The sequence below is a fragment of the Citrobacter sp. GW821-FHT02E08 genome, assembly GCF_059421685.1.
In genome coordinates this window covers 160,335-177,243 of record NZ_JBWKVL010000002.1, presented here as the reverse complement: position 1 = coordinate 177,243, position 16,909 = coordinate 160,335, and the positions used below count along the sequence as shown (strand labels likewise).

Sequence of the window (16,909 nt, the reverse complement as noted above, 5' to 3'; positions counted from 1 at the left end):
TGATTTTAATTGTTCACCACCTCTATTTGAGGTGGTGAACAGTTATTTTTACTTTTGATTAAAACATCTTTTTAAAGCCAATGGAGGCATTAATCGGCGCTTCAACCTGCGATTTACTTCCGCCATTGCTGAATTGAGTGCCCAATTCACCGTAGACCTGCAAATCTCTGTCAATCGTCCAGGTCATACCGGCCGCCACTTCGGTACTGGAATACTGCTGAGACGATTCCAGTGTCGTGGTCGTCACAGCGTTGCTGAAGTGCGTTTTGTCTTTTGAACCCAGACCCTGCCACAGGTTTACACGACCGTAAGGCTGGATTTTGCCGTGATTGGTGTCGTAATCCCCCACCAGACGAACGCCGAGGCGGGCAGTGAACGAATCCGCCGTATCCATTTTCACCTTCGTTTTGGTTGAGCCATTCAGTGTGCTGTCGTCAAAGTCACTGTACTGATAGATCAACTGAGCTTGCGGTTCCAGACTCCAGGCGCTGGCGCCTAAGCGGAACGGTTTGCCCACTTCTGTTGACGCCGTCAGCGTGTTGCCTTTCACGGTGTACGAATCGCTATTACCCGATGCCGCCAGGCGGGAATCATGGTTGCCGTACTGCAGAACGTTATCAACGTACATGCCGGTTTCAGAGAACCAGGTGGCATAACCGCCAATGTAGAAACCATTGTCGTCGATATTGCCGCCTTTACCGGCGCTGCCAACTTTGGTGCCATTCACGCTGCTGTCGATATCCAGAACGCTGGCGTAAACCCCGGCTTTCCAGTTCGCGCCGCCGTAGAGATCGGCGCCGACCTGAATCCCGGTGGTATGGCTGCTGGTTTCTGTCCCCGTTGCATCATCCAGTTTGGTTTTTCCGGAGTAACCGATCATCCGTGCCCAGGCGCGGTTGTCTTCATCGATGCCTGGCTTGATATCATCACCCATACGCTGGTGCATGTTACCCAGCAGGCTGAGATCGCCCTGGCGTACTACACTCGCGAGGCCGTTGATCAGCATCGTTTCTGGACGGTATTCACTTCTGAGATACCAGTTTTCTCCCTGACCCTGTGCGTTACCGGCGTGCAGTTGATATTCAAAGGCACCGGCCGCCATACGGTCAGAGGCCAGATGGAAGGCATCCTGCGTGCTTTGCGCAGTGGTGGTGGCGCCATTCAGCGCGGTAACGACTTCGATACCATCGCCGACGGTCGGCGCGCCCAGTCCGGAACCGTCAACATCCAGCAGTGTACTTCCGCTCGCTTTACCGCCGTCGATGACCAAACGGTCTGCAATACCTTTACCGCTGGCGTCCTGCGAGGCCGCGATTTTCAGCGTGCCGCCTTTCGCGTTGTAATCACCTTTAACAGTTAAGGTTGAGCCGACCTGTTGACCGAGGAGTGAAACATCCCCGCTGTTATCCAGTCCTGCTACCGTCTGGTTATAACCCTGGGTGTTCAGGGTCGTACCTTCCAGAACATAGTGCTGCGATGCCGCGCTCAGGGTGTTTTCGCCACCGGCTTGCAGTTCGCCATTGGCTACCAGCGTGACGCCGCTGTAGCTGTTGGAACCTTCCAGTACTGTCGTACCGCTACCGGTTTGCAGCAACATGCCTGTACCGCTGATATTGCCGCTGATGGCATAGGTATTGGCACGGTTGATATTTAACGCGCCGTTATCAACGATGTCGCCCTGGATGCTACCGATATTGCCGCCAGTGCCCAGTTGCAATGTGCCCTGTGCGATGGTGGTGCCACCGGTGTAGCTGTTGTCCTGGGTTAACGTCAATGATCCTTTGCCGGTTTTGGTGAGATGACCGTTACCTTCGACGTCCGTCAGCAGTGCCACATTGTGATTGTTGGTGTCGAAGGTGCCGCCACCGGATTCCAGGGTGACCTGACGCGCCGTGTTGAACGCTTCGCCATACTTCAGCGTACCGCCGTTAAAGGTGATGCCTGTCTCTGGCGCACCCAGATTCTTATCACCGGAAACCTGCAGCGTACCGGCCGTAATGGTGGTACCGCCGCTGTAGGTGTTGTCGCCATTGAGGATCAGCGTCCCCAAATCGCCCTTATTCAGACCGCCGGTGCCGCGAATCTGGCTGTCGATGGTGGCGGTGTATTTCGCGCCATCCACGGTGCCGTCGCCGACACGAATCAGCGTATTCGCCGTGTTGGTCGTAATCGCTTCGCCGCCTACGTGATAACCATCAGTGGCGAACTGCGCCCCGCTGATGATGACATCACCTTTGCTGTTATCGACGGTCACATTGCCCGCTTCACCCTCGAAGACGGCAAATGCGGCATCGGTGAACGGCGCGTTGAGAATACCTTCCGGTGTGGATTCGTCGGTGGTCCAGTTGTCGTTGCCTTTACTGGACTGCCAGATGCCGTCGCCGCCGTTGATCACGCCATTGTTTTTCAGCTCGCCGTTTTCACCCCCGGTACCGTCCCAGAAGCGCAGGGTGAGTCCGGCGTGATTGACCAGGTTGACCTGGTTTTTGACCGAGGTCTGCACGTACAGACTGTCTGCCGCTTCTGGCGCATCGGCAATATCCATCACATTGTTGGTCAATGTGCCGGTGTAATTGATGACGCGGTAAACCCCAACGTCAAAACTTCCGCCTGGTGTGGTTTCAATATTCAGCTTACCGTCGAGGGTGAGATCGCCATTCACGTTGATCAGATCGTTAAATGCGCCCCCCGGCGTGTTGGCCTGGCCGAACTGATAATCCAGTTGTGAATTGTCGCTCAGGTTCAGGGAACCGGTGGTGAGTTTACCGACGCTATTCAGCGCGGCGCCCGCCGTGATGTGACCATTGTCGTCCACATTAACGGTACCGCCGATAATTCCGTCGCCGCCGAGCGTAGCGCCGGATTTCACCGTCACCAGACCCGTTGCCGCAGACTGATTCCCGTTCACCAGCAGGACGCCCTGGTCGACATCCGTGGTGCCGGTATAGGTGTTATCGCCGGTTAAGGTCAGCGTACCGTTGCCGATTTTCACCAGACTGCCGTCAGTGCCGCTGATGATGCCGCTGATGGTGTCATCAAGACTCAGATTGCCCAGTGACAAACGCTTATCGCCCAGCTCAACGTTACCGGCACCGGAAAGTGAACCGATAGAGGTCGCGCTATTGACGCCACGAATATCGACGTTGCCGCCCGCCTGGTTTTTCACCTGAGCCATTTCCGCCATAGCGTTATCGGCAAAGGTCATTAGCCCACTGTTGGTCACTATCGCGGTGCCGCCGCTGGCGTCATCCTGTAGCGCCAGGGTGCTGTCGCTGGAAACCGCAATGCGTGAATTTCCTGCGGTGGTGTTGTCGGTGAACACCGCGGTTGAACCGCTGTTCAGGTTGATTTTGGCGTTTTCCGCTGTCGCCTGTTGCGAGAAGATGGCTTTCGCTTTCTCGGTCAAATTCAGGGTTGAACCGGCTGCGGTGACCGTATCGGCCAGCGTTAACAGACTGTCTGCAATGTTCATGGTGAGCGATTGCAGGCTGGTATCTGCGCCGCTGACGTTGAGCGTAGCGCCTTTGTTCACATCCACAGTGCTGCTCGCATTGCTGCCGAATGCCCCGGTTTTACTGACGTTTACCGTGACGTTGTTGGCCTTACCTGTCCCGGCAATTTCGGTCGCGCCCTGGTAGCTGTTGGCTTGGTCAAACGTCAGGGTGCTGCCCGCCGTGCTGGAGCTGCTGGTGATCTTCAGTTTACCCGCACCCGTGATATCACCGGTTGGGGTGAAGTGATGCGAATTCAGATCAAAGACCTCGGCATCTTTATTCGCGCCCAGGGTGATGGTCCGGTCAGTGCTCAGATCGGCGCCCAGTTGCAGCGTTGAGGCATTGTTAATGGCGAGCCCCGTTCCTGCCTGACCCAGGTTTTTGTCGCTGGAGATTTGCAGCGTACCGCCGTCAATGCGCGTTCCGCCACGGTATTCGTTCTCGCCGGTTAAGATCAGACGACCCAAATCCGTTTTCACCAGCGTCAGTTTATCGGCGCTGTCGCCTTCGAGAATACGCGACTCGATGGTTGCGGTAACGTCAGCCCCTGCGGCGCCTTCGCCGACGCGCAGCATCAGTTCGTTGCCGCCTGCGGTGGTGGCATAACCGTTCAGCGCATCGCCTTTGACCACGTAACCGTCGGTGCCAAACTGCGCGCCGGAGAACGCAACTTTCCCTGCGGCGTCATCCACCTCAACGGTGCCTGCTTTGCCGGTAAAGATGGCGAAGGCTTTTTGCGCCCACGGTGCGTTGCCATTGCCGTCTTGTTGCGTCCAGTTGTTGTCGCCGTTGTCGCCGATAGCCATCCATTTGCCGTCGCCGCCGTCGATAGCACCATTGCCTTCAATACCGGATTTACCGTGATTGCTGCCTGACGTTTGTCCGTCCCAGAATTGCAGAGTGACACCGTTGGCGTTGACCAGGTTCACCTGATTTTTCAGGATGGTCTGAACAAAAATATTGCTCTTATCCTGACCACTCGGCACGCTGCCCAGATCCAGCGTTTGGTTGTCCAGGTTGCCGCCGTAGTTATAAATGCGGTAGACGCCAGGGCCGAACTGTCCGCCTGCACTTTCGGTGACGTTCAGCGTACCGTCCAGCTTCAGGTCGCCTGCAACATCGATTAAATCGTTACGCGCGCCGCCTGGCACAAAGGCTTGTCCAAGCTGGAAGTCGGAGGTGGTCTGGTTGCCCAGTTTCAGATTGCCTTTAATGGTCAGCGTACCCGCGCCGCCATCGCCTGCGCTGATGGTCGTGCTGTTATTCATGGCAACGTCGCCGCCAATCACGCCAACCCCGCCTAACGTGGCACTTCCGTTGACGTCCGTCGCACCGGTCGCTGCACTCTGATCGCCATTGATCAGCAACGTCCCGGTTTTGACGGTTGTCTGCCCTTGATAGGTGTTGTCACCCGTCAGACGCGTCGTACCGTCGCCAATCTGCTGCAACGCGCCACTCCCGGAAATGACCCCATTTAACCGCACATCGTCAGAACGGTTAATCGCCAGCAGGCCGTTATCGAGAATAGTGGAAACTTCAGCAATTCCGCCACTGGTGCCGCCAACGCCTAACTGAAGCGTCCCGGTATTATCAATGGTGGTGGAGCCGGTATAGCTGTTATTGGCGGTAAAAATAGTGGTGCCGCCAGCCGCGCGTTCAAAGCGACCGTCGCCGCTGATAATCCCGGAATACACTTGCTGTGCGCCGACGCCGTCGCCCTGAGTATCAAAGATCACCCGACTGCCGGTACCGCTGGTTTTCACCGCGTAATTGTTGATCGTTGCCGCGCTGCTGCTTGCCTCACGGTGATCGCCCGTGCGCAGCGTCGCGCCATCGTTAACGGCAATGGTTTCACTTTTCAGCTTCAGATCTTCAACGATACGCATGTCTGCCTGCGCGCCGGTGAGGGTCAACGAATCCCAGCCATCGCCAATATTGGTGCCGGAGCTGAGGTTATCCGCCGTCAGGCTGCCAATTTTGGCCGCATCGCCGTGTGTATTGGTGAAGGTGAGGGCGTTACCGCCTCCCGCCTGGGTAGTGATATGGCGAGTCTCTTTCAGAGAGACGTTGCCGATGTTCGCTTTGTTGTTCCCGTTAGTGCCATCGAAATTCACTTCACCGGCAAAGGTGCCGTTGTTCCAGGTAAAGCTATCGCTGCCGCGACCGGTATTGATGATCCCGACGGTTTTGCCGCTGATATTGATGGTGTCATTTCCGAGACCTGACTGGATAGCAATCGCCCGATCGCTGGCTGCCTGTACGGTTCCGCTGTTGGTGATCGATTTACCGTTATCGCCGCTGGCATCAATCACGGCTTTGCCGCTGGTGCTGTTGGAGATAATGATTCCGCTGTTGCTCAATGCCGAGACATTTTTAGCAATAATGGCGGAATCCCCGGTCGTATCCTCAACGGTGATGTTGGCCTTAGTCGTGAGATTGCCGTTGGTTTTGGCGAGGATACCGCTACCCGTGGCGTTGTTGGTGTCGTTATGCACCCGTACGGTGTAGCCCGTGCCGATGTTCAGATTGCCAGTGGCGTCGCTACCATCTTGTTTTTCAAAAGCAAAACCGGTGCCTGCGCCTGTTACGTTCAGTTTATTGTTGTCGCCGTCTTTCACGTTCAGCTCAACGCTGGTGCGGATGCCCGGACCGTCGTTGGCGTTGATGGTGACATCGTTAAGCGTAATGTCTGACCGTTCCGCATTGTTCTGGATCCCCGCACCGCTGCCCAGTGCGCTGATGGTGACGCCCTGTGCGTTCAGCGAACCTGCACCCGCTTCCAGACGGATGCCGTCGGCGGTGCCGTTGGTGGTGATCTTGTCGGGTTGACCGCCCGTGGCAGAGGAGATGCTCAGACGCGCGTCTTTGGCTAACAGAACACCGGCCGTGCCGTCATCCACCAAAATGGTGCCCAGCTTTTTAATCTGCGCATCGTTACCGGAGGCGCGAACGCCAATGCCATCGGCGACGTGCAGGGCAGACGTGGAATTGTTGGTAAAGCGCCCGCCCTGTTGTACGTCCACCCCGATGCTGTTTTTGCTGGCGAGATCGATAAGGGCTTTGCCATCGAGGATCAGGTTGCCCAGATTCTTCGTCACGTAGGCAATCACGTTATTGCCGCCAGCGGCAGAGGTGATATTAGCACTGGACGTGAGTGTGGTGTTCTGAGCATTGCCGTCGGGCTTGCCATTTAGCTTATGCGCCTGGCCGTCGACAATCCCGGCGGTGGTGTCGGTACCGGTCAAATTAATGGTCGTTTTATCGCTGATGCTCCCGGTGGCTCCGCCTTCGATGAGCAGGGCGGCGGCGCCAGTGCCTTCTACGGTGAACCTGGCCTCGCCGGTATCGACCGTACTGCCTACGCCGGTCGCCAGAACACCCGTTGAATTCTCACCCTTTAAGGTCAGTTCAAGATTGGAGCTGGTGCCGGTGATCGGGTTTTTGGTGTTCCCATTAAACTCCGCGCCATTGGCGATACGGAAAATGGTCGTCCGCGCCTGGCCGTTGTCATCCATCACCGCTTTGCCGATATTGGCCGTCGCACCCTTACCAAACAGATAGTAGCCAATCTGGTCAGTATTATTGAAGGTAGGGCTACTGATGCTGTCGACGTTGGCTACGGCGTTGTCACGCACATGCACGCCGATATTACCGACCTGCTGCAGCGTAATGTGAGAATTCACATTGGCGGTGGCGCGATTCGCATCGTTCCCTTCAACCCAAACGGCATAGTTGCGGTCGGTGGTTCCGCCGGTGCCCGCGACGGTAATCGTGCCAGTGGCGCTGGTGGAGGCTTCTGCCGCTTTGTTACTCGCGCTGATGTGAATACCGACGTTATCAGTGCCGTTGACGTTAATTTGGCCATCATTGCGGATGACCTGGTTGTTCTCAGCGCCGCTGTCACGGACAGAGATCCCGTGGTTTTGGCTGTTGCCGGCTGATTTGTCACCGTTCACCGTGATGGTGCCGGTGTTAATCACATTACCGGTGGCGTTGCCTACCAGAATACCAGAGGCATTACGCACACCGGTGCCGAGGGTGATAGTACCGTTGTTGGTGACATCGCCCGCGCTTTTGGTCAGGATCCCGGCGCTCTGGCTGGAGCCGCCAGGCATTAACACATCCTGGGTCGTATCGTTGGCATTGCGTCCCAGAGAAATGGAGGCGCCTTTTTCGTTGACGAACGTGGATTTGCCATCCACTTCAACACCATAGGCGGTGCCTTTGCCAAAGGACTGGCCATCTTTGCGCCCGTCCACGACATTGATTTGCCCTTTGTTAACCCCGGTCGTTTCGCCGGACAGCTGCATCCCGATAGCCAGTGTCAGAGAGGTGTTAGGTCTGGTGTTGTTCCAGGGATCGGCGGCAGAGGCGGTACCGTAGTCATCCGTGGTAATGGCCTGGTTGATGGTGCCATTGTTGGTGACGGTACTGGAGCCTTGTCCCTGCATCCCGTACGCGCCGTAGCTGTTGACGTTCTGGTTGCCGTTCTTGTCGATAAACAGCCCGGAGTTGATGATGCCGTTGTTGGTGGCGGTCGAATTATCGGCCAGCATACCGACAGCCAGACTCAGTCCGCCAGAGGTACGTAAGGCGTTAAGTTCACCCTCGTTATTGAGGGTGCCACCGTCCGTCGCTTTCATGACGCCATTAATACTGCCGTCAACCGCCAGAATGGAACCCTTCTGGATAGTCCCGGTGGTTCCCTGGCCGTTGGCGTAGACAGCATGTAGCTCGCCGCTACCCGCAGTCGCATTGTTGTTATGCGCAAGGCCGTCGGTCCAGACGTCGTAATCCCAGTTGACGCTATCGGCGGCCTTGTCGGACTTCAGCAGGTCGTCGATAAGCGAGGCATATTTGGCCTGTGCGTCAGAGACTTTTGTGACCACGCCCGCATCCAGCCACAGCTGAATTTGGCTGACTTTTTTGCCATCAGGAGAGGTGGCGGCATCGCTGCTGTTGCCCAGCAACCAGTCATTGAACTGGGCTAAACCTGTGACATCGCTGATCGAAAAGGTCTTGTTGCCGGTCTCGACCACTTTTCCGTCTTTGTCATAGCCGTAGGTCATGATGGTGACGTCGTGGCCGAAGGTATCGGTTGTTGTGCCGCTCTGAAATTCTTTACCCGGAACGACCGGCGCTGCGCCAAACTTGACGTAGTTATCCGATTGCCAGTTGACCTTACTACCCGCGTTTTGTGCTTCCAGCAGCGAGGAGTCTTTGGCCATTAACTCAATGGTATTGGCCTTCGCGCTGGCATTCTGCGTATCATCGCCAATGTTCAGGTTGGCCGTCGCGCCCTTATCGGCAAGGGCAAAGCCAAACTGCTTATAAATTTTTGTCTGATTGGCGTCGTAGGTATTTAAAACGACGGAGCCTAGATCCATAACGCTAAGAAAATTCTCTAGATCTTGGGTGTCGAACACTTTGATCGACGCTGTGTTTTCCGGGTCGGCAGGATCGGAAATACCGAAATCAACATTTTGCGAAGGCGTGGAGGATTGATAATGGAACAGGTAGCCAGACAGTTGGTCGACGGTGGTGATCTTCGAGGTGGTCTGACCATCGGCGCTGGTGGCCGTCAGGGTAATTTTGCCCGCTTCCAACAGTTCCTTGATGGTGGTGGAATCGACGACGCCGCTCTGACCGTACTCAATGGTCGGGAGTTTACCTTTGATGTTCAGCTGTTGGGACGCGTTCTCGTCTTTATATAAGAAACCGTAGTCAAAAGTCCCGCTGTGTACGCCTGCGGAGATCGGTTTGCTGAAATCTTTGGAAATAACATGATCGCCGTAGGTGTTCATTGGCGTTGCGGTGGCGACCATGGATACGCCGGTTAATGCGGTCGCCGCGATGATGCTCACAGATTTACGCGTGCTGCTTTTTTTCTTCCCGCGGGATAATTCGGAAACGACGACCCAGAGACCGAGCGCCGCGTTCCAAATAATGCTGTAAACCTTATTCATATATAACCCTCATCTGCATTTCTGTTTTGCATGTGTTAATACGTTGAGTTGTTGGCTGTGTTTGGCTCGCGGAGTGCTGCCTGAGTGTCGATTTTTGAAAAATAGAAAGCCCTTCCGAACGAAGCAGAATTAAAATGGTGAAGATAAGACGCGATATTAAAATATCTGGTGGTTAATTCCTTAAGCCAGTGAGCTACAGTTGGCTATACTGAGAAATCATATATTTCAGTCGGGTATTATTGTGTCCCAGTTTTTTGGCAATATTGCTTTTATAGGCGCTGATGGTTTTCTCGCTTTTGTGCGATGCCCCGGCGATTTGGGACAGCGACCAGCCGCGGGCAAACAGCATCATCACGTTAAACTCATTGACCGTCATTGGGTTCGCTAATGGTTTAGGCGCACATGGCTTTTTACCATTGATAATACTGGTCATTTTTTGCAGGATTGCATCGAGAGAACCACGATCATCCAGAAATTCCAGGCGCATCCCGCAAACGGTCTGGAAGAGTGAGAACGTGTTTTCATCGGCTAAAACGATGATCGTCGCAGAAGGGCGCAATGACATCGCGCGGATAATTCCGGCGTATTTCAAAGCCTCACTTTCACTCGGGTTAATGATGAGATAATCAGCGTTCTGTGATATTTCTTTTCCCGTCAAAAGTGTCCGGGAAGAATGAAATTCCATATCGACAAATAACGTCGTACCGCGCAAGATATCTCGCATGCCAAGCCAGGTGTAAAATGACTCACCTAAAAAAATAGCTTTTGACATCACGATCTCCTTGAATTTGGGTACAGCGTACCGCCCCTTTTTTCAACCATTAAAAAAGGGTCTGTCTCACTTTATAAATACGGTTAGATACAGGCGTATATTCGTGCGCGTACTGAACGCTGTTCAGGCATCCTGATTTATTCGATATTCGCTGTCTTTATTTGAATTTGTAACTATTCTTACGGTGAATATTACTCTTAGCCAAAATGTATGATAAATCGTTTATTTCAGTACACTGGGTATGATTGATAGATTTCACTTATGGATGGCCTGTAACGTCTGGTGACTCATCGGCGAAAGACAGCCAAATCCGAAGTTGTCATGATGAAATTTATTAAGAGTTCTTATATTTCAGCGTGATGTTCGTCACGTTTTCTGGAGGGGGAAGATGGCTAAGAAAATTCCTGGCATGCTGAGGGGGAAAGGGCAGAGAAAAGAGAAAAATGGAGGGTGAAAAGATGTTATTGGGTTTAAATTTTTAGATTTATCATCCACGTGGTGTTTTGTGCTAGATTATCTAAATTATTTAGTGTTTTGATTTTAATTTTGCAATTGGTGCTAAATAACAAAATGTAACTTGCTAAGAAACGTTTTGGCAGGTAGCGGATTTTCGCGGTTTAGCCTGCCTGGATCTCCTGCTCAGCCTGTTTCATTTGTTCTTCCAGCGTGTCGCGGATGCCCGCCAGGGAGCGTTCCTGCTCAGATAACCAGGCTTCTTTATCCTGGACGGATGTTGCAAGACGCCAGGCGTTTTCAGACTCCAGTTCAGTAATCTCTTTTTGCAGGGCGTTAATCTGTGTTCTGAGCTGCGCTATTCTGGCATGCAGGTGTTCGGAATTGTTCAGCCTCTCGCTTGCCATCATGGGTTCCAGACCACGATGAAGCTGGGTGAGTAGCGCGCGAATGGTCGCCAGATCCGCATTCTGGCGGGCCTGGTTAAGCTGAACCATCATCTGATGCGCTTTTTCCTTCAACGCGTCGGCGACGACATCAGGGTGACAGAGTCGGCTTGCCTGACGCCACAGGCGCTTAAGCTCGTTGCGCTCATCCGCAGAGAGGTGTTGGTCCCGGTCATGGCGATGCAGCGCATCCTGCTGCTGTTCCCGGTATTGCGCATATTCGTTATCTGCGTTTTCGCGTGCCTGGCGAGTGGCGCTCTCCTCCTGACGGGTAAAATCATTTTCCAGCTCGCGAATCTCAGCCAGCAGGGCAGTGATAAGTTCGGTCTGTTGTTGAACACGTTTTCGAACCTCCGCCGCTTCCTGGGATGTTGAGCTGAGACTCACCCAGTGCCGTTTGAGGGTCGCCAGTTGATCGATCGCCTGTGAAATGTACTGCTGGCAGGATTGGTAGTCCTTTTCTCTGCGCCTGAGCTCGGCTTCTTGTTTGCGTTGCGCGCTAGTGGCCAGTTGCTGGCGTAATTCCAAAATGCGGCTCATTAATGGGCCAAGACGGAGGTGGTAGAGATCATTAAAGTCATCGAGGATCTGAAGGCGGGTATTACGCTTGTCGATCAGCGCGTGTAACTGGGACTCGAGTGCTTTCAGTTCCAGTTTGGCGGCCGCGATAGCCGGATCCTGCCATGTTGACACCGCGCGCTGAGCGTCCAGCCAGGCGGTAATCTCAGCCAGGGCGTCGCTGAAGCGTCTCTCTTCAAGGGCGTGGGCAATCGACCCAATGGCGGCATCCAGAGCGTCGTCTTTCAGGTAAACGAGCTGCTGCAAGATGATCTCTTCATCTTCGAGTTCGATGGCGCTTTTGACGATCTCTAGCCGTTTAATGATCTTATTCATGAAAACTGTTGCCTGGCATGGCTTAAAAATGAGTGACAGAGAATAGTTCTGAGACACCCGTTTGAAAATACAGAAAAAATATTAAAACGCATTCTGTGGTCTGCGACGCCTTTTCGTCCACTGGAATTCATGAAAATTATCTGTTTCCCGCAATATTAGGGCTTCTGTGGCGCTTTAAACGCCGGTTTTCGCGTTCTCCGTTCCCTCGGATTGTGCCTTGCGACAACGAAGTCGAAATGTTAAAAGGAGCGCCTCAATAAAAACGACACAGGGGTAGGGCGTGAAAAACGCGTCAACTGCATCTGACACCAGTGTGTCAGATGCCGCGTCGAACAGTGAACCGACGCTTCATCGAGGGTTACAAAACCGTCATATTCAATTGATTGCCCTCGGGGGCGCTATTGGTACGGGTCTTTTTCTGGGAATTGGCCCTGCCATTCAGATGGCCGGTCCGGCCGTTTTGCTGGGTTACGGTGTCGCCGGGATCATTGCCTTTTTAATCATGCGTCAGTTGGGCGAAATGGTCGTTGAAGAACCGGTTTCTGGCTCTTTTGCCCATTTTGCGTACAAGTATTGGGGACCGTTCGCAGGCTTCCTTTCCGGCTGGAACTACTGGGTGATGTTTGTGCTGGTGGGTATGGCGGAGCTGACAGCGGCCGGTATTTACATGCAATACTGGTTGCCCGATGTCCCGACCTGGATCTGGGCCGCCGTCTTTTTCGTTATTATTAATGCGGTAAACCTGGTGAACGTGCGTCTGTATGGCGAGACGGAGTTTTGGTTTGCGTTAATTAAAGTGCTGGCAATCATCGGTATGATCGGTTTCGGGCTGTGGATGCTCTTTTCCGGCAGCGGCGGCGAGCACGCAAGCATTGAGAACCTTTGGCGTTATAACGGCTTTTTTGCCACCGGCTGGAACGGTTTAATTCTCTCGCTGGCGGTGATCATGTTCTCCTTCGGCGGGCTGGAATTGATTGGTATTACCGCGGCGGAAGCGTGCGATCCGCAAAAAAGCATCCCGAAAGCGGTGAATCAGGTGGTTTACCGTATTTTGCTGTTTTATATCGGTTCTCTGGTGGTGCTGTTAGCGCTTTATCCGTGGGTCGAGGTGAAATCTAACAGCAGCCCGTTTGTGATGATTTTCCACAATCTGGACAGCAATGCGGTGGCCTCAGCGCTGAATTTTGTCATTCTGGTGGCCTCGCTGTCGGTCTATAACAGCGGCGTCTATTCCAATAGCCGGATGCTGTTTGGGCTGTCCGTTCAGGGCAATGCACCGAAATTCTTAACCCGTGTCAGCCGTCGTGGCGTGCCGGTGAACTCGTTGCTGCTTTCCGGGGCGGTCACCTCGCTGGTGGTCTTGATCAACTACCTGCTGCCGCAAAAGGCGTTTGGCCTGTTAATGGCGTTGGTGGTGGCGACCCTGCTGCTGAACTGGGTAATGATTTGCCTTGCGCACCTGCGTTTTCGTGCTGCAATGCGTCGTAAGGGACGTGACACGCAGTTCAAGGCGCTTCTCTATCCTGCCGGGAACTACCTGTGCATCGCGTTTCTGGCGATGATTCTGGTTCTGATGTGTACGATCGACGATATGCGTCTGTCGGCGATGTTACTGCCCGTGTGGGTTCTGTTCCTGTTTGTGACCTTCAAATTGCTGCGCCGTAAAGCCCGCTAACGAATCGCCGATCTCATCCTGTTGATGAGATCGGCATCATCCCTGGACGTCTAATTAGCGCTGAATCGCGCCCGATAACGACCGAATATCATTGCCGGTTGGCGACTGGTGGATGCGCAAGCCGAACTCTTCGATGACCGCAAAAATGTGATCGAAAATATCGGCCTGAATGCTCTCGTATTCCAGCCAGACGACGGTATTGGTGAACGCATAAATTTCGATCGGTAAGCCGTGATCGTCCGGCGCCAGCTGGCGCACCATCATAGTCATATCTTTGCGAATCCGCGGGTGATGACGTATGTATTCATTCAGATAGGCGCGAAAGGTACCAATATTGGTCATCTGACGGTGATTGAGGACCGACTCCGGAGCCGATAATTGTTGATTCCATTCATTAATTTCCTGATGACGCGAGGTTAGATAAGGCGCTAACAGGTGCGCTTTATTCAGCTTTTGCAGCTCCTCTTCACTGAGAAAATGAATGCTGGTCGCGTCAATATTGATACTGCGTTTGATTCGACGGCCACCGGACGCGGACATGCCACTCCAGTTTTTAAACGAGTCGGACACCAGCGACCAGGTCGGGATGGTGGTGATGGTATTATCCCAGTTACTCACTTTCACTGTGGTTAAGCCGATATCGATCACCGCGCCGTCTGCGCCATATTTCGGCATCTCCAGCCAGTCGCCCAGCTTGAGCATATCGTTGGCAGAGAGCTGGATCCCGGCGACCAGCCCGAGAATGGGGTCTTTGAACACCAACATCAACACGGCGGCCATGGCGCCGAGACCGCTGATGAGAATCGCGGGCGATTGACCAATTAACAGCGAAATCATCAGAATACCGACCAGAATCGCGCCGATAAGCTTAATGCCCTGGAAGATCCCCTTCAGCGGAAGCTGAGACGCAGTGGGGAATTTTTGCGCCAGGTTTAGGATCACATCCAACAGGGAGAACATCGACAGCAGGGAATACATCATGATCCACAGCTGCGCACAGGTGGTCAGAATGCCTGCCGCTTCGCTTCCTTTGTGTAACCACAGCACGGCCTGGATGTTGACGATAATACCTTGCAAGGTAAACGCCAGTCGGTGGAACAGCTTGTTCTGAGTAATAATTTGCAGCCACAGGTGGGAACTGGCCTTCGCACGTCTCTCAAAGGTACGCAGCACTACCCAGTGCAAAATAATATGCACAATAATGGCAGTCAGAAAAATAATGCCAAAAATCATCACCAGCGAGGTGGTGTGATTCATTTCAATGCCTAACTCCTCTACCTGAGATATCAATTCCTGCATAATGTCTCCTTAATAAACAGAGACCTATGATGACGGTTGTAGAGAAAATATGCAAATGCGGGCAGGGGAGACAATGCGCAGATCATTGATCGGCCGGATCTCAGGCAACGCCGTGATCCGGCACGGAGAGTGCGTTTTAGACTTCCGTCAGGGTAGTTTCCTGAGGCAGACGCGATTTCGGTAGGGCAGCGTTAAAATCTTCGATACTGTGATGTCCGACAGGAACGACGACCAGGCTGGTGTAGCCTTTTTCCGTCAAACCAAACTCTGCGTCGAGAATGTCGGCAGCAAAACCTTCGATGGGAACAGCGTCAAGGCCCATTGCCGCCACGCCCAACAGGAAGTTACCCACGTTGAGGTAAACCTGTTTTGCCATCCAGTGGTTGTCGTCTTTGAGTTCTTTACGGTGCATATCGGCGAAGAACGTACGGCCTTTGTGGTTAGCGGCTTTGGCTTCTGGCGTGGCGAAGCGGCCATCGATCTCTTCCTGATCCACGACGCGGGTAAGCCAGGCGTCATCCATAGCCGTTTTGGCACAGAAGACCACTACGTGGGACGCGTCGAGCATTTTGCGTTCGTTAAACACAAAACTCCCGGCGGCAGATTTCGCAACGCGCGCTTTACCTTCATCAGTGCTGGCCACGATGAAATGCCACGGCTGAGAGTTGGTGCTGGACGGGCTGAATTGCAGCAGCGTTTTCAGCTTTTCAGCTTCCTCTGCGGTCAGTTTTTTGCTGGGGTCGAACGCCTTAGTGGAGTAGCGTTTTAAGGCGACAGAAACGATATCCATAAATACTCCTGAGTGTTTTGGCACCCTCTGCGGGTGTGTTATCTGCCAGCAGAGTACAGGGTTGGCGCAGAAAAGATAAGAGAGAAAAATGCAAAAACACTTATCCGCGCCAACGATAAATCAGGTGGGGCGCAGCCGTTTCTGATCTTTTTTCGCCAGGCCATCGACCACCCGGTTCCAGGAATCATTCAGCAGATCGTGAAGCAGTGACTCGCTGATATCGTCGCCCGGATACACGGAGATCCAGTGTTTTTTGTTCATGTGATAGCCAGGCTTAATGCTGGGATAAATTTGCTGATTAAGCAGTGATTTTTGTGGATCGGACTTCAGATTAATCAGTGGGCGGCTTTGATGCGCTAAGGCAATCATGAAAATTTTGCCCCCCACTTTAAAGACATCGTATTCCGGGCCGAATGGCCAGCAGAGCTCGGTAAAGGGCAGTTCAAGCGCGATGCGTTTCGCGCATTCATGCAGGGTTTGCCCATCCATCATTTTTCCTCACGGGTCAGGGCGCGCCACATCGCTTCAAAACCCAGCGAGATGAGCGCATCGGCGCGGGCGGGATCGCGGGCGGCGAACTCGATGGTCGTTTCCGCCAGTGAAAGAAACAGCGCATCGCCAAACGCGCGGTATTCCTCAGACATGAAAACCGGCAGCACGGAGCGATGGCAGAGATCGCGCAGTTCAGGGAACATGTCATCAGCCAGTTGCTCAGTCTCTTTGGTGATCTTTTCACTGACCGCGAGCTGGCGAATGGTGCGATGCCCGGTGGTATTGTTCAGACCCCAGTTGATGTAGCTCTTCCAGATGAAGTGGGTCAGGGTCTTGTCATCGGTAATCGAACGATCCAGTTCCGCCATCATGGACTGGCAGAGATTCTGTTTCAGATGGAGATAAAGCGCGTTGATTAAGTCATCTTTTGTCGCGAAATAGCGAAACAACGTTCCCTCTGCAACCCCTGCGCCCCGGGCGATGACCGCCGTCGATGCCGCGATGCCGGATTGCGCAATCGCCGTGGTTGCGGCTTCCAGTAATGCCTGTTTTTTGTCTTCACTCTTCGGACGAGCCACTACACTTTACCCTTAAGTCTGTAAGAAAATACGATTGAATCACGGCATGT

At 53.5% G+C, this 16,909-nt stretch carries 8 protein-coding genes; 1 reads left to right on the top strand and 7 read right to left on the bottom strand.

Translation table 11 applies throughout. The annotated features are described in order from the left end of the window. Positions 1–58 precede the first annotated feature (58 nt). The 3 genes from AC07UY_RS03140 to AC07UY_RS03130 all read right to left on the bottom strand — a co-directional run bounded on the left by AC07UY_RS03140 (position 59) and on the right by AC07UY_RS03130 (position 12,025). Entirely contained in the window at positions 59–9,460 is a 9,402-nt protein-coding gene (locus AC07UY_RS03140) for an autotransporter outer membrane beta-barrel domain-containing protein (protein ID WP_494700758.1), read from the bottom strand. A 193-nt stretch (positions 9,461–9,653) separates the two neighbouring features. After that, positions 9,654–10,232: a helix-turn-helix transcriptional regulator gene (locus AC07UY_RS03135; protein ID WP_494700759.1), complete on the bottom strand. Its 579-nt coding sequence runs from the start codon at positions 10,230–10,232 to the stop codon at positions 9,654–9,656. A gap of 617 nt (positions 10,233–10,849) precedes the next feature. Next, positions 10,850–12,025, bottom strand: coding sequence for a DNA repair protein (locus AC07UY_RS03130; RefSeq protein ID WP_494700760.1), 1,176 nt, complete (start codon positions 12,023–12,025; stop codon positions 10,850–10,852). A gap of 280 nt (positions 12,026–12,305) precedes the next feature. Between AC07UY_RS03130 and pheP the strand changes: the two genes are divergently transcribed. Beyond that, positions 12,306–13,700 (top strand): phenylalanine transporter, encoded by a 1,395-nt coding sequence (pheP, locus tag AC07UY_RS03125; protein ID WP_494659310.1) that lies wholly within the window; start codon positions 12,306–12,308, stop codon positions 13,698–13,700. 54 nt (positions 13,701–13,754) lie between these two features. On the opposite strand, the gene AC07UY_RS03120 is transcribed toward pheP, so the two are convergent. From AC07UY_RS03120 to AC07UY_RS03105, 4 genes are all read right to left on the bottom strand, one after another. After that, positions 13,755–14,999: a mechanosensitive ion channel family protein gene (locus tag AC07UY_RS03120; protein WP_494700761.1), complete on the bottom strand. Its 1,245-nt coding sequence runs from the start codon at positions 14,997–14,999 to the stop codon at positions 13,755–13,757. Between the two features lie 136 nt (positions 15,000–15,135). Next, positions 15,136–15,789 (bottom strand): oxygen-insensitive NAD(P)H nitroreductase, encoded by a 654-nt coding sequence (nfsB, locus tag AC07UY_RS03115; protein WP_203358555.1) that lies wholly within the window; start codon positions 15,787–15,789, stop codon positions 15,136–15,138. A gap of 120 nt (positions 15,790–15,909) precedes the next feature. Next, a complete protein-coding gene (locus AC07UY_RS03110; RefSeq protein WP_203361301.1) occupies positions 15,910–16,278 on the bottom strand; it encodes an MmcQ/YjbR family DNA-binding protein in 369 nt (122 codons plus the stop codon). Next, a complete protein-coding gene (locus AC07UY_RS03105; protein ID WP_494700762.1) occupies positions 16,278–16,859 on the bottom strand; it encodes a TetR/AcrR family transcriptional regulator in 582 nt (193 codons plus the stop codon). Before AC07UY_RS03105 ends, AC07UY_RS03110 begins: the two co-directional genes overlap by 1 nt. Between the last annotated feature and the right edge of the window lie 50 nt (positions 16,860–16,909).

Bases quoted from the DNA above. Each gene is read 5' to 3' on its own strand.
- AC07UY_RS03130 (WP_494700760.1), bottom strand. From the start codon at position 12,025: ATGAATAAGATCATTAAACGGCTAGAGATCGTCAAAAGCGCCATCGAA.
- AC07UY_RS03140 (WP_494700758.1), bottom strand. From the start codon at position 9,460: ATGAATAAGGTTTACAGCATTATTTGGAACGCGGCGCTCGGTCTCTGG.
- nfsB (WP_203358555.1), bottom strand. From the start codon at position 15,789: ATGGATATCGTTTCTGTCGCCTTAAAACGCTACTCCACTAAGGCGTTC.
- AC07UY_RS03120 (WP_494700761.1), bottom strand. From the start codon at position 14,999: ATGCAGGAATTGATATCTCAGGTAGAGGAGTTAGGCATTGAAATGAAT.
- AC07UY_RS03110 (WP_203361301.1), bottom strand. From the start codon at position 16,278: ATGGATGGGCAAACCCTGCATGAATGCGCGAAACGCATCGCGCTTGAA.
- AC07UY_RS03135 (WP_494700759.1), bottom strand. From the start codon at position 10,232: ATGTCAAAAGCTATTTTTTTAGGTGAGTCATTTTACACCTGGCTTGGC.